Below are 12,739 nucleotides of genomic sequence, written 5' to 3'. Positions count from 1 at the left end.
GACAGGCAGCCGGCATTTCAAGGCCGCCGGCAGGGTTATTTCGGTGCGAGTTGCGCGAAGATACGGAAAATTACAGCGAATCCCGCCGGAATCCGGGGCTGTCGGGGCCGCCCGCCGGTCGGCGGGCCGTCTTCCGGCCGTTCAGGCGGCCAATTCGAGCTGTCGCGAGAGGAATGTCAGCATAGCGGGATCGCTGGAGCACGCGATGTTCATACGCATCCACGTACTCGGCGTCTGACGCGGCGAGAACAACGCACCCGGCGCAAACAGGAAACCCGCTTCGTGTCCGGCAGCGGCAACTGCGCTGGTATCGACACCGGTGTCGACCCAGAGGAACATGCCGGACGTCGGATCGCCAAACATACGCAGGCCGATGCGCTCGAGATGCCGCCGCGTGTTGTCGCGCACGTCGTCGAGACGCGAGCGCAACCGCTCCACGTGACGCCGGTAATGCCCCTCGGTGAGCGCCTTGTAGACGATCCGTTCGTTGATCTCCGGTGTGGTCGACCCCGACAGCATCTTGTGATCGATGAAAGTCTTCGCCAACTCGGGAGAACACGCCACGAACGCCACGCGCAGATTCGCGGCAAGTGTCTTCGAGAAACTGCCTAGGTAGATCACTCGCTTGAGCTGATCGAGGCTCGCCAGACGCGCCACTTGCTGGTGCGGCGGGCACAGGTCGCAGTAAATGTCGTCTTCGAGCACCATGAAGTCGTACTGTTCCGCCAGACGCAGAATCTGGAAAGCGCGCGCCGGCGTCAGCGACGTGCCGGTCGGATTCTGAAGAATCGAATTGATGATCAGCAACTTGGGGCGATGCTGCTGCACCAGACGCTCCAGCGCCTGCATGTCCATCCCGTCCGGCGTGTACGGCACGCCGACGGTATGGGCGTCTTGCGACGCAATACGGCCGAACATCACGAACCAGGCCGGATCTCCCACAAGCACGGTATCGCCCGCGCGCACGTACAGACGCAGCAGAAAATCCACCGCCTGCGTAATGCCGGACGTCAGCACGATCTGCTCGGGCCGCGCACCGATTTCGAGTTCCGCGAGTTGCGTTTGAAGTTGAACGCGCAACGGCAGAAAACCGTGCGGATTGCCGGTTTGCAGCAGGTGCGCACTCGACTGACGGCTCATCGAACGCATGGCCGACGTCATCATGTCGGCGTCTAGCCAGCCCGGCGGCAGATAGCCCATGCCCGGACCACGCTCTGGCGCCACCGAGTGCAGCATGCTGCGCACGAGCCAGGCCACGTCGATGGGGCCCTTCGCCATCATCGGCACGGCAGCGTTCTGCGGCGGCATCACGGGTCGCTCGCGCACGTAGAACCCCGAGCCGCGGCGCGCCTCGAGATACCCCTGCGCGACCAGCCGCTCATACGCCTCGACGACAGAAAAGCGCGACACGCGCTTGTCTTCCGCGAGCGAGCGGATAGACGGCATGCGCATGCCCGGTAGAAACACACGCTCCTCGATGCGCAGAATCGCCCAGTGCACGAGCTGGTCGACGAGCGTCATGCGCGCGGTGTCGAGCGCGGCGTTGTCCGCCAGCGCCAACGGAGAAATACGGTTCGTCGTCATCGTCTGTCCACCTCTGTCCGGTTGACGGCACCTCACTACCGAAGTGTCCGCCCATTTCCGCCCATGGCTCGCCACTCTACGCCAGCCAAATTCGCTGTCAATCCCGAACTGTACCGAAAATTTCATTGACATCTGTATCGGTACTGTACCGGAGTTAAACGATAAAGTGTCCCCTCAACTGGAGACCGCTATGCGTGAAATCCGAATCTTCGAACTGGACCGGGAACGAACTGTCTTCTGGCAGAGCCCGGCTGCCGAGTTGCCACAATCGCTTCAGGTGCTGCAGGGCCTGTTGTGGCTGACCGTGGAAGGCGAGCCCGCCGACCACTGGCTGCGTGCCGGCGAGAGCTTCGAGATTCGCCACGGTCAGCGGGTGTGGCTCGGCACATGGCAGGATGGCGTGCGCCTGCGCGTGAGTCAGCCGGCGAAGACGCTCTCGCCACTGACCGAAAAGCCGGCCCGGCGTGTGGGCGAGCGCCTCGGCTGGCGCATCGCGTTGCGCGATCTGGCGGCGCGTGTGGCCAATCGGACGATGGCGCGGCTCGCGCGCGGATGAATCGATGACCCGTTAAAGGCACAAGGCGGAGAACGACGCGGAGTAAGCTATCGGTTTTATCGCCTGAACCCACTATGTCTGCACCTCACGCCCTGAAACTGGATCATCTCGTCGTTGCCGCGCAAACGCTGGAGGCGGGCGAAGCCCACGTCATCGAGCAACTCGGCCTCACGGACGTTGTGCCACAGCGTGGCGGCAAGCACGCGCGCATGGGCACCCATAACAGTTTGCTGGGGCTGTGGGGCGGCGCCTATCTGGAGATCATCGCCATCGATCCCGACGCCCCGCCGCCCAGCCGTGCGCGCTGGTTCGGGCTCGACGACGAGGCCGTTCAGGCCCGTCTCGCCCGTGGACCTTATCTGGCGCATTGGGTGGCGCGGGTGGACCGTCCGCGCTCACTGCCGCGCTGGCAGGCCCAATATCCGCAGCGACTGGCGCCGGTTATCGAAATGCAACGCGGGGCGCTGACCTGGCAGATCGGCGTACCCGACGACGGCAGCCTGCCTGCGTGGCAAAGCGCCGGACACGGCGTACTGCCGACGCTGATTCAATGGGACTCCCCGCAGCACCCGGCCGATATGCTGCCCAGCGCCGATTGTGCCGTTACGCTATTGCGTGGCTTCCATCCGCAGGCAGCAGTGATCAATGAACAATTGCAATGGCTTGGCGCGGACACCCTCGTCAATGTCGAAGCCACGCTGGTAGAGCCGTCGCTCGCCGCAGAAATCGATACGCCCGAAGGGCCGCGCACGCTGCGTTAGGGCGCCGAGCAACACCCAGTGACACCGAGCGCCCGGCACAATGCCTGCCGGGCGGACAACCGAGAACGAGACACACGAGGCAACACCATGAATTCGCGCGAATCCCGGGGCATGCTGATCGGGCTGATCGGCGTGCTGATCTTCAGTCTGACGTTGCCGATGACGCGTATCGTCGTCGCGGAGGTCAATCCGCTGCTCAACGGACTGGGACGTGCGCTGGTGGCCGCCGTTTTCGCGGGCGCCCTGCTCTGGTGGCGCCGCGAACCGTGGCCCACACGGCCACAACTCAAGAGTCTTGCCATCACCTCGCTGGGTGTGATCGTCGCGTTCCCCGTGTTCTCTGCATGGGCGATGCAGACGATTCCAGCGTCGCACGGCGCGGTCGTCAACGGCTTGCAGCCGTTTTTCGTGGCGATTTACGCCTATTGGCTCGGCGGTGAACGTCCGTCGCGCGGCTTCTGGGTCTTTGCACTCGCCGGCAGCGCGCTGGTGATTGCGTTCGCACTGCGCGCCGGAGGCGGCAGCCTGCACGCGGCTGACGGCCTGATGCTGCTCGCCGTAGTGATCGGCGCCCTCGGGTATGCCGAAGGCGGCAAGCTCGCCCGCGAGATGGGCGGCTGGCAGGTGATCTGCTGGGCGCTCGTGGTGTGCGCGCCGATACTGTTGCTGCCGGTGGGCTGGCTCGCGTGGCGGCAACCGTGGCCCGTGAGCGGCAAAGCCTGGGGCGCGTTTGCCTACGTCACCCTCTTCTCTCAGTTCATTGGCTTTTTCGCGTGGTATGCCGGTCTCGCCATGGGCGGAATTGCGCGCGTGGGCCAAGTACAATTGCTTCAGATTTTCTTCACGATTGCGCTGTCCGCCCTCTTTTTCGGCGAACAGGTCGACGCGGCAACGTGGCTCTTCGCCGCCGGCGTCGTACTGACCATCGCACTCGGCAAAAACATGAAGATCGGCGCCTCGCGACTCACGAGCAAACCGGTCTGAAGGCACGTCGCAGTGCATGCGATCCCTGCACCGTGACGCGCCTGCCCCCCGGCGTTTGCGCTTGCCCTCACGTGCCCGGCACACGCAACGCCCGATACTCGCGGCCGCTCAGAAAGGCCGCATTCTCAAAGCGAGACCATCATGCATGATTGGCAATATTCCGAACGTGCCCGTAATCTGACCAGCTCGGCCATTCGCGAAATTCTGAAGGTCACCGAACGCCCCGAAGTCATTTCGTTCGCCGGCGGCCTGCCCTCACCCGCCACCTTCCCCGTCGCCCAGATGCGCGCCGCCGCCGAGCACGTACTGACCGAATCACCGCAGGCTGCGCTGCAATACAGCCCCACCGAAGGCTTCGCGCCGCTGCGCGAGTGGATCGCCAAGCGCTACTCGCGCGACGGCCTGACGCTCGTTCCCGAGAACATCCTGATTACGACGGGCTCGCAACAAGGCCTCGACCTCATCGGCAAGATCTTCGTCGACGAAGGCAGCCGCGTGCTGGTGGAAGCGCCAAGCTATCTGGGCGCGCTGCAATCGTTCTCGCTGTTCGCGCCAGCGTATGTGCCGGTGCCGACCGACGACCAAGGCCTGCTGCCCGAAGCGCTCACCCCCGAGATCGTTAATGGCGCACGCTTTCTGTACGCCATGCCGAACTTCCAGAACCCCACCGGACGCCGTCTGTCGATGGCGCGCCGCGAGGCGTTGGCCGCCGTTGCCAAGCGGGCCGGCCTGGCGATCATCGAAGACGATCCGTACGGCGAACTCGACTACGAAGGTCAGCGTCTGCCCAGTCTCATGTCGCTCGCCCCTGACCACGTGCTGTATATGGGCTCGTTCTCGAAGGTCCTCGCGCCGGGATTGCGGCTCGGCTTCATCATCGGCCCGCAGGCCGTGATCGCCAAGCTCGTGCAGGCCAAGCAGGCCGCCGATCTGCACACGCCGGGCCTCACCCAGCGCATCGTGTACGAGGTGGTGAAAGACGGCTTCCTCGACACGCACATCCCGTCGATCCGCAAGCTCTATGCGGCGCAGGCCAAGGCAATGCTCGCCTCGCTGGCAAGGCATATGCCGGCTGACGCCACCTGGACGACGCCGGCAGGCGGAATGTTCATCTGGTTGACATTGCCCGCCGGCATCGACACCATGCAGTTGCTGGACAAAGCGATTGCGCAGAATGTGGCGTTCGTGCCCGGCGCGCCGTTCTATGTCGGCACGCCGCAATCGAATACGCTGCGGCTGTCGTTTGTCACCGTGCCGCCCGAGAAGATCGAGGCGGGCGTTGCGCGCCTCGGCGCCCTCGTCGCCGAAGCGCTCACGCGTCGCGCCGCCTGAATCGTCTGCCCAGCGCGTCTTATTTGCCGACCTGAAGGGAATTCGGGCCGGCGATCGACGGCGCGTCTGGCGCAAGTCGCCGCACCAGCCCCATACCGACCTGTCCGACCGATCGATCGGTCCGATTCAACGCATCTGCAAGGAAGCCGTACATGTCCGTCTACGACAAACTGAAGCAACTGGGTATCGAACTGCCGAGCGCCGGCGCCCCCGCTGCCGCCTACGTGATGAGCGCACAAACCGGCAATACCGTATTCCTCTCGGGCCATCTGCCGAAGAAGGACGGCAAGGTCTGGACAGGCAAGCTCGGCAAGGATGTCAGCGTCGACGAGGGTAAAGCTGCCGCCCGTGCCGTCGCCATCGAGCTGATCGCCACGCTGCACGCCCACACGGGCGACCTGAACAAGGTCAAGCGCGTTGTGAAGCTGATGAGCCTCGTCAACTCGACGCAGGAATTCACCGATCAGCATCTGGTCACGAACGGCGCATCGGAACTGATCGCGGAAGTGTTCGGTGACGCCGGCAAGCATGCACGTTCGGCCTTTGGCGTTGCACAGATTCCGCTGGGCGCATGCGTCGAGATCGAGCTGATCGCCGAACTCGCGTAATGACGGCGCAGTGTGAGGTGCGTCGCATCGCGATCATCCTCGCACACCCAATGACAACAGCCACCCTCGGGTGGCTGTTGTTTTATGGGCGTGCGGAGTATGCGTGGCGCGCGTGGTCCGCGTAGATCAGCGTGACTGACCGCTGCCGTAAGCGCGACGCATGGCAACCGCAACGGCAAGCGACAGCACCACCGCGACGGCGAGCAACGCCACGACACCCTGCCAGCCATGCGACTTGAGCATCACGCCAGAGTAACTGCCCAACAGGCTCGAGCCCAGATAGTAGAAGAACAGGTACAGCGCCGAGGCAATCGCCCGCCCTTCCGTCGCGCGGCGTCCCACCCAACTGCTGGCGACGGTATGCGCGCCGAAGAAGCCGAATGTGAAGATCGCCAGGCCGATCACCACCCCCGACACCTGTGAGGAGAGCATGGTGACGAGCCCCACGAGGGCCAACGCGACCAGCACCCACAGCAGGCGGGGGCGGCCCACGCGATCCGACAGCGGCCCGGCAATGAACGAGCCGGCCACGCCGATGAGATACATCGTGAAGATCGCGCCGATCGCGGCATGCGGTAAATGGAACGGCGCCGCCGACAGATGGAAGCCCAGATAATTGTAGACACTGACAAAGCTGCCCATCATCAGCCCGGCGAACAAATACAGCCCCAACAGCGCCGGATCGCCCAGATGGCGCCATGCATGGCCGAGGGCTTCGCGCACAGTCATATGACGCGGGGTAAAGCGGCGCGAATGCGGCAGGCTGCGAGCGAACTCCAGCCCCATCGCCAAACACACCAGCCCGATCACCGCGACCGACACGCGCCACGAAAACATGTCCGCCACGAATGCGGCGAGCACGCGTCCGGCCATGCCGCCGAGAATGTTGCCCCCGATGTACAACCCCATCGACATGCCAAGCGATCGCTGATCGATCTCCTCGCTCAGATACGCCATCGCAATTGCCGGCAATCCGGAGAGCGCCAACCCTTTGAGGGCGCCGAGAATCACGACCGTCCCGAAGTTGGTGGAGAACGCACTCGCGAGCGTCAGCACCGACGAACTCAGCAGCGCGATCGTCATCATCCGCTTGCGGCTCACGCGATCTGCCGCAACGCATGTGACGAGCAAACCGAGCGCCATCATCATCGTGGCGGCCGAAACCGACCAACTCGCTTGCGCTGGCGTGATGCCGAACGTGGTGGTCAACAACGGTAGCAGCGACTGCATACAATACAACTGCGCAAACGTCGAAAAGCCACCGAAAAAGAGCGCCCGGCTGATGACGGCATATTCGCGCGTGCCGCGTGCAACACCTGCCGGGAGCTTGGGTGCCGACGCGCTACCGGCCGACACGCCGTTGGGAAGAGGAAGGGAGTTCGTTGATGCCATGATGCTGGTTCGCCTCGCGCGAACCCAGGATGAAAGGTATGGAACAGATGATAAGTTTGCCGTTACCCCACGTCCAATATATATTTAGGCGATATTTCCATATATAAAACAGATCAATCGAGGCTCGACGTATGGAACTGCGCCATCTCCGCTACTTCGTCACCGTCGCTGAAGAGTTGCATTTCAGCCGGGCGGCGCAAAAACTCAATATCGGCCAGCCACCGCTCTCGATGCAGATTCGTGCGTTGGAGGAAGAGCTAGGCGTGCCGCTCTTCGAACGCTCGCAGCGGCGTGTCTTCCTGACCACCGCCGGACGCGCGTTTCTCGTGCGAGCGCGTCAGATCCTGGCCGACGCCGACGCGGCCCGTCTGGAGGTGCAGCAAATTGCGGGACTCGACGCCGGAGAATTGCGCATCGCGTTCACAACCTCCGCACCGATGACGAATCTGATGAAACGCGTGCTCACCGGCTACCGGCAGCGGTATCCGCGTGTGACGCTGACGCTGAGCGAATCTCCGTCGGAACGCCAGCGGGACGCGCTCGCCGAGCGCACGCTCGACATTGGCCTGCTGCGTCAGGCGGACAACGCGCCACCGGTGGCGGGATTGAGTTTCGAGACGTTGATCGATGAAGCGCTGGTTGTGGTCCTGCATCAGGGGCATGCACTATCCAGCCGTACTAGCTTATCCATTGCGGATCTGGCCAACGAAGCGTTCATCATGCATCCGCCCGGTGTCGGTACTGCCGTCGATGGGAAAATCCGGCAGATGTGCGAGCGCGCGGGGTTCACACCACGCGTGGTGCAGGAAGCGCGCGAGTCGACAACCATCGTCGCGCTCGCGGCAAGCGGGTTGGGCGTTGCCGTCCTGCCCGCCGCCGTACGATGCATCCAGATCGAGGGGGCATGCTTCATGGACCTCAGTGAGCCCGATGCCCATACGCCCTTGCTGGTGGCTAGGCGCCGCGACGACGCCAGCCCCTTAGTGCAGGCGTTTGTCGCGATGTGCCACGAAGTGGCAGGCAGTCTTCACGAGACCAGCCGGCTAGCCGGCTGACCCGCGATCAACCGCGCAGGGAAGCTGCCAGACCGATAACGACGACGCCCAACACGAGGTTGAGGATCACCAACCGGCGGATGCCGTTCACCGCAGCCGCACCGTCAGGCCACGACTGCGCCTGCACCGCACGTTGCAGACGCGGGAACAGGGCAAAGCGAACGTGACCGAAGACGAGCATCATCAACACGCCGATGCCTGCCATCGCGTGCACGGGCCAACGGGCGTGCAGACCGCCCATCCCGAGCATCATGTGACCGCCCGACAGCAGGATCACCACGATGGCCACGCTCACCCACGTGAAAAATCGCGTGAGTGCCGCCTCCCACAACGGCAGGCGTTGCTGCGGCGAGAGTTCGGACGACGCAGGCCGCAAACAGGCCAGCGCGAAGAACATCCCTCCGATCCAGACGGCAACGCTGACCAGATGCAAGAAAAGGCTGAAGGCATAAACACTCATGCATGACTCCCGTCAGGATGCCGAGGGCGCGGCCGGCAACACCGGCTCGAGCGAACGCGGCTTGAATGTGGCGAACTTGACCGCTGGCGAGCGCCCCTTGCGGGCGCGCTTGCCGATGTTCGGCGCCAGAGATGCGCCCGAGAGTGTCTCGGACTGCACCTTGCCGCCGCGAACTTCGCCGTACACCGTGACACCGGTTTGGCTGATGGGCACGGCCGACACCAGCGTCTGCTTGTCTTCGAGACCGATCAGCGTGACACCGCGCCCGCCGCCCGTGAGCGACTTCATCTCGTCCATGCCGAACACGAGCAGACGGCCGTCGCTCGACAGACAGGCCACTGCGCTCGCCCCTTGCCAGATCGGCGTCGGCGCCAGCGGCTGAGCGCCGTCGTCAATGGTCATGAACGACTTGCCGGCCTTCACGCGGCTGACCATGTCGCCCAGCTTCGTCGTGAAACCGAAACCTGCCGAGGTGGCGAGCAACAGCGGCTGATCGCCCGATGCCGCGTAGTAGTGCAGCAAACGCGAACCCGATTCCAGTTCGATCAGCGACGTGAGCGGCACACCGTCGCCCCGTCCGCCGGGCAATTGCGCCACGGCCACCGAATAAACGCGGCCGTTGCTGCCCCAGGCGATCAGCGGATCGACGGTGCGGCATTCGAAGGCACCGTACAGGGCATCGCCTTGCTTGAACGAGAAGCCTTGTGCATCCAGGCCGTGGCCCTTCAAGGCACGCACCCAGCCCTTGGCAGACACCACGACCGTGACCGGCTCATCGACCACGCGGGCTTCGGCGACGGCACGCTTTTCTTCCTGAATCAGCGTACGGCGCTCGTCGCCGAACTGCTTCGCGTCGGTTTCGATTTCCTTGATGATCAGACGCTTCATCGTGCTGTCGTTGGCAAGCAACTCTTCGAGCTTCGCCTTCTCGTCGCGCAACGAGGCCAGCTCCTGCTCGATCTTGATCGCTTCGAGACGCGCCAACTGACGCAGCCGGATTTCCAGAATGTCTTCCGCCTGCCGCTCGCTCAACTTGAACGCGCTCATCAGCGCGGCTTTCGGCTCGTCCGACTCGCGAATGATGCGAATGACCTCGTCGATATTCAGGAAGACGATCATCCGGCCTTCGAGAATATGAATTCGGTCATTGACCTTGCCCAGACGATGGCGCGAGCGGCGCGTCACCGTCTCGAAGCGGAATCCGATCCACTCGGTGATGATGTCGCGCAACGACTTCTGTGCCGGACGGCCATCGGCGCCCACCATGACGAGGTTGACCGACGCGCTCGACTCCAGGCTCGTGTGCGCCAGGAGCATCGTGACAAATTCCTGCTGGTCGATGCGGCTCGACTTCGGCTCGAACACCAGCCGCACGGGCGCGTCCTTGCCCGATTCGTCGCGAACCGTGTCGAGCATGCCAAGCACCGACTGCTTGAGGTTCTGCTGCTCCGGCGTAAGCGTCTTCTTGCCGAGCTTGATCTTCGGGTTGGTGATTTCCTCGATTTCCTCGAGCACCTTCTGACCCGAGGTATTCGGCGGCAACTCGTACACGACGGCTTGCCACTGGCCGCGGGCCATCTCTTCGATCTTCCAGCGCGCACGCATCTTGAGACTGCCACGGCCACTCTCGTAGGCGGCGCGGATTTCCGCAGCGCTCGAAATCAACTGACCGCCGCCCGGGAAGTCCGGGCCCTGCACGTACGTCATCAACTCGGCATCGTCGAGCTTCGGGTTGCGGATCAACGCAACCGCCGCCGACGCGACTTCACGCAAATTGTGCGACGGGATTTCGGTTGCCAGCCCCACAGCAATCCCCGATGCCCCATTGAGCAGCACGAATGGCAGTCGGGCGGGCAACAGGCGCGGCTCTTCTGTCGAGCCATCGTAGTTCGGCACGAAGTCCACCGTGCCCGCATCGATTTCGTCGAGCAGCAGTTTCGCGATCGGCGTCAGACGCGCTTCGGTGTAGCGCATGGCTGCCGCGCCGTCGCCGTCGCGCGAGCCAAAGTTGCCCTGACCGTCGATGAGCGGGTAGCGCATCGAGAAATCTTGCGCAAGACGCACCAACGCGTCATAGGCGGACTGGTCGCCGTGCGGGTGAAACTTGCCGAGCACGTCGCCGACCACACGCGCCGACTTCACCGGCTTGGCGTCGGCCGCAAGGCCCATTTCGTTCATCGCGAACAGAATCCGGCGCTGCACCGGCTTCTGGCCGTCGCAGACGTCCGGCAGTGCTCGGCCTTTAACCACGCTAATTGCGTAGTCTAGATAAGCGCGCTCGGCATAGGCGCCAAGCGTCAGCGTGTCGTCATCCGACGGTTGCGTAAAGAGATCTTCTACTTGTTCCATAAAACCTGTGGGTTTGCTGCGAACGTTTGACGAGAGTTCGGGTGGACGTTGACCGCGAGATCATACCAAGCTCGTCGGCACATTTCGGCAAAAACACGTCCGATTGACAAAGCGAGACGCGATTTCAGCGAGGAGGCGATGGGAATCGGGAAGACTCCGCTCACATTTCAGACGAATCCGAGTGCCAATACGGTGGAATCGACATGCGACAGCGCAGCCATCACGCTCGCGAACCTCCGGTACCAAAGTCGGTGGAATGGCGTTTCAGTCGGTCGACGCGGAAGACAGTGCCTTGGGCGACGAGTCACGTACCGACGCGTTCGGCAGGGTGGCAGGCACGACAGGAAGGCCGGACGGCGCACCGAGAATGACGTGAATGCGGCCGTTGCGCGAACCGCTCACGCGAGCGCGACCGACCTGTCCCGTGTCGCCGCTGGCCCGGATCACACCATTGCCGGGCTCAGCATTCGACGCCTCGGGATTGAAACGTCGATACAGTTCGAGTACGGTAGCCACGTAGTCGCGCGTCTCCGCGTAAGGCGGGATCTGATCGGCGTGACGCGCCACGGCGCCCTCGCCGGCGTTGTACGACGCGAGGACAAGCTCGAGACGATCGGGATAGCGCGCCTGCAGATCGCGCAGATAGCGCGCTCCGGTCGAGACGTTGATATGCGGATCGACGAGTTTTTCCGCGACCGTGCGCTTCCCGTCGGCACGTACACCGTAACGCTCGCCCGTGGCCGGAAGTACCTGCATCAGACCGACGGCTCCCTTGGGCGATACCGCAGCGCTGTCGAATCCCGACTCCGCCGCAATGACGGCCTTGAGCAACGCGGCGTCCACTTGAAAACGCTGCGCCGCCTGCGCGATCAGGGGCGCCAGTTTTTTCAGATTGGGGTGACGCGCAAGGGCGTCGTACAGACGCGAGCGATCGGTACCGCTGACAACGCCGCCCTGCGACGCCCGCAGATCGGCATTACCGCCCGCCCCGACGACCAGGCGGTAACGCGCATCGAGTTTGCGCGCCGCCAGATGGGCGACGCCATTCTCGTCGACGTAACCGTAGAGTTCGGCGTGCGCAAACGGCGTCGCGACAAGCAGCGCGGCCGCCAGCGCCAACCCTGCGAACTTGCGCAGAGAGACCTGCCGGGGCAGCGCGCGAAGGCGATCCGCCGTCAAAAAATGGTTATTGCTGACCTTTGACATGCACCTTGATCGTCTGGCTCATCGCCGGACCGTACGACTGGTGCGCACCGTTGGCGAACTGCATCGTCAACGTGTGATCGCCCGGCGTCAAATTGACGCTCGTCTCGGTCTGGCCTTTGCCAAAATGCAGGTGCGTATCGTCGGTGGGGACGACCTGACCTGCGGGAATGGAATCGCCGTCGATGATGAGGTGGTGATGACCGGTGTTGGGCGTCATATCGCCCGCCGGCTTGATCGCCATTCCCTCGACGCCGAACTTGACCACAACCGGGTTCGACACCGTTGCCCCATTCGCCGGAGCAACGAAAAAGACGCGCGGCTGAGGCGATTGTGCCAAAGCGGTAACGCTTGCGCCTGCAAGCAACAACGGCACGAAAATGCAACGCATTGAACGCAACATAACGCGACTCCCGGTAAGAGTAAGACTCGGATTATCCCACTATGTGAGCGCT

At 63.4% G+C, this 12,739-nt stretch carries 12 protein-coding genes; 6 read left to right on the top strand and 6 right to left on the bottom strand.

The features are described from left to right. Positions 1–141: 141 nt before the first annotated feature. Positions 142–1,584: an aminotransferase-like domain-containing protein gene (locus PHO31112_RS04700; protein WP_150619447.1), complete on the bottom strand. Its 1,443-nt coding sequence runs from the start codon at positions 1,582–1,584 to the stop codon at positions 142–144. A gap of 190 nt (positions 1,585–1,774) precedes the next feature. On the opposite strand from PHO31112_RS04700, the gene PHO31112_RS04695 reads away from it, so the two are divergent. The 5 genes from PHO31112_RS04695 to PHO31112_RS04675 all read left to right on the top strand — a co-directional run bounded on the left by PHO31112_RS04695 (position 1,775) and on the right by PHO31112_RS04675 (position 5,825). Further along, positions 1,775–2,140: a DUF2917 domain-containing protein gene (locus PHO31112_RS04695; RefSeq protein WP_150619446.1), complete on the top strand. Its 366-nt coding sequence runs from the start codon at positions 1,775–1,777 to the stop codon at positions 2,138–2,140. Positions 2,141–2,214: 74 nt separating this feature from the next. After that, positions 2,215–2,901: a VOC family protein gene (locus PHO31112_RS04690; protein WP_150619445.1), complete on the top strand. Its 687-nt coding sequence runs from the start codon at positions 2,215–2,217 to the stop codon at positions 2,899–2,901. Positions 2,902–2,988: 87 nt separating this feature from the next. Continuing rightward, complete coding sequence (locus PHO31112_RS04685; protein WP_150619444.1) at positions 2,989–3,885, top strand: DMT family transporter; 897 nt, start codon at positions 2,989–2,991, stop codon at positions 3,883–3,885. A 141-nt stretch (positions 3,886–4,026) separates the two neighbouring features. Next, entirely contained in the window at positions 4,027–5,217 is a 1,191-nt protein-coding gene (locus tag PHO31112_RS04680; protein ID WP_150619443.1) for an aminotransferase-like domain-containing protein, read from the top strand. A gap of 152 nt (positions 5,218–5,369) precedes the next feature. Then, entirely contained in the window at positions 5,370–5,825 is a 456-nt protein-coding gene (locus PHO31112_RS04675) for a RidA family protein (RefSeq protein ID WP_010807491.1), read from the top strand. A 126-nt stretch (positions 5,826–5,951) separates the two neighbouring features. Here the strand turns inward: PHO31112_RS04675 and PHO31112_RS04670 are convergent, their stop codons facing one another. Then, positions 5,952–7,217, bottom strand: a complete 1,266-nt coding sequence (locus PHO31112_RS04670) for an MFS transporter (RefSeq protein ID WP_150619442.1) — start codon at positions 7,215–7,217, stop codon at positions 5,952–5,954. A 131-nt stretch (positions 7,218–7,348) separates the two neighbouring features. Here PHO31112_RS04670 and PHO31112_RS04665 point away from each other — a divergent pair, with 131 nt between their 5' ends. Then, positions 7,349–8,272 carry a LysR substrate-binding domain-containing protein gene (locus PHO31112_RS04665; RefSeq protein WP_150619441.1) on the top strand — a complete coding sequence of 308 codons (924 nt, stop codon included), beginning with the start codon at positions 7,349–7,351 and terminating at the stop codon, positions 8,270–8,272. 7 nt (positions 8,273–8,279) lie between these two features. Here PHO31112_RS04665 and PHO31112_RS04660 read toward each other — a convergent pair whose 3' ends face one another. The 4 genes from PHO31112_RS04660 to PHO31112_RS04645 all read right to left on the bottom strand — a co-directional run bounded on the left by PHO31112_RS04660 (position 8,280) and on the right by PHO31112_RS04645 (position 12,687). Next, positions 8,280–8,732, bottom strand: coding sequence for a CopD family protein (locus PHO31112_RS04660; RefSeq protein ID WP_150619440.1), 453 nt, complete (start codon positions 8,730–8,732; stop codon positions 8,280–8,282). 12 nt (positions 8,733–8,744) lie between these two features. Beyond that, positions 8,745–11,081, bottom strand: a complete 2,337-nt coding sequence (gene parC, locus PHO31112_RS04655; RefSeq protein ID WP_150619439.1) for a DNA topoisomerase IV subunit A — start codon at positions 11,079–11,081, stop codon at positions 8,745–8,747. A 264-nt stretch (positions 11,082–11,345) separates the two neighbouring features. Continuing rightward, positions 11,346–12,287, bottom strand: a complete 942-nt coding sequence (locus tag PHO31112_RS04650) for a lytic transglycosylase domain-containing protein (RefSeq protein ID WP_150619438.1) — start codon at positions 12,285–12,287, stop codon at positions 11,346–11,348. After that, a complete protein-coding gene (locus tag PHO31112_RS04645) occupies positions 12,268–12,687 on the bottom strand; it encodes a DUF4399 domain-containing protein (RefSeq protein WP_217427007.1) in 420 nt (139 codons plus the stop codon). The genes PHO31112_RS04650 and PHO31112_RS04645 overlap by 20 nt, the downstream gene beginning before the upstream one ends. Positions 12,688–12,739: the final 52 nt, after the last annotated feature.

The sequence above is a fragment of the Pandoraea horticolens genome, assembly GCF_902459555.1.
Taxonomy (GTDB): domain Bacteria; phylum Pseudomonadota; class Gammaproteobacteria; order Burkholderiales; family Burkholderiaceae; genus Pandoraea; species Pandoraea horticolens.
Note: the sequence above shows the minus strand (reverse complement) of the source record. Positions and strands in the feature narration are given on the sequence as shown.

Excerpts from the sequence above, each read along its gene's own strand:
- PHO31112_RS04700 (WP_150619447.1), bottom strand. The coding sequence starts at position 1,584 with ATGACGACGAACCGTATTTCTCCGTTGGCGCTGGCGGACAACGCCGCG.
- PHO31112_RS04695 (WP_150619446.1), top strand. The coding sequence starts at position 1,775 with ATGCGTGAAATCCGAATCTTCGAACTGGACCGGGAACGAACTGTCTTC.
- PHO31112_RS04690 (WP_150619445.1), top strand. The coding sequence starts at position 2,215 with ATGTCTGCACCTCACGCCCTGAAACTGGATCATCTCGTCGTTGCCGCG.
- PHO31112_RS04685 (WP_150619444.1), top strand. The coding sequence starts at position 2,989 with ATGAATTCGCGCGAATCCCGGGGCATGCTGATCGGGCTGATCGGCGTG.
- PHO31112_RS04680 (WP_150619443.1), top strand. The coding sequence starts at position 4,027 with ATGCATGATTGGCAATATTCCGAACGTGCCCGTAATCTGACCAGCTCG.
- PHO31112_RS04675 (WP_010807491.1), top strand. The coding sequence starts at position 5,370 with ATGTCCGTCTACGACAAACTGAAGCAACTGGGTATCGAACTGCCGAGC.
- PHO31112_RS04670 (WP_150619442.1), bottom strand. The coding sequence starts at position 7,217 with ATGGCATCAACGAACTCCCTTCCTCTTCCCAACGGCGTGTCGGCCGGT.
- PHO31112_RS04665 (WP_150619441.1), top strand. The coding sequence starts at position 7,349 with ATGGAACTGCGCCATCTCCGCTACTTCGTCACCGTCGCTGAAGAGTTG.
- PHO31112_RS04660 (WP_150619440.1), bottom strand. The coding sequence starts at position 8,732 with ATGAGTGTTTATGCCTTCAGCCTTTTCTTGCATCTGGTCAGCGTTGCC.
- parC (WP_150619439.1), bottom strand. The coding sequence starts at position 11,081 with ATGGAACAAGTAGAAGATCTCTTTACGCAACCGTCGGATGACGACACG.
- PHO31112_RS04650 (WP_150619438.1), bottom strand. The coding sequence starts at position 12,287 with ATGTCAAAGGTCAGCAATAACCATTTTTTGACGGCGGATCGCCTTCGC.
- PHO31112_RS04645 (WP_217427007.1), bottom strand. The coding sequence starts at position 12,687 with ATGTTGCGTTCAATGCGTTGCATTTTCGTGCCGTTGTTGCTTGCAGGC.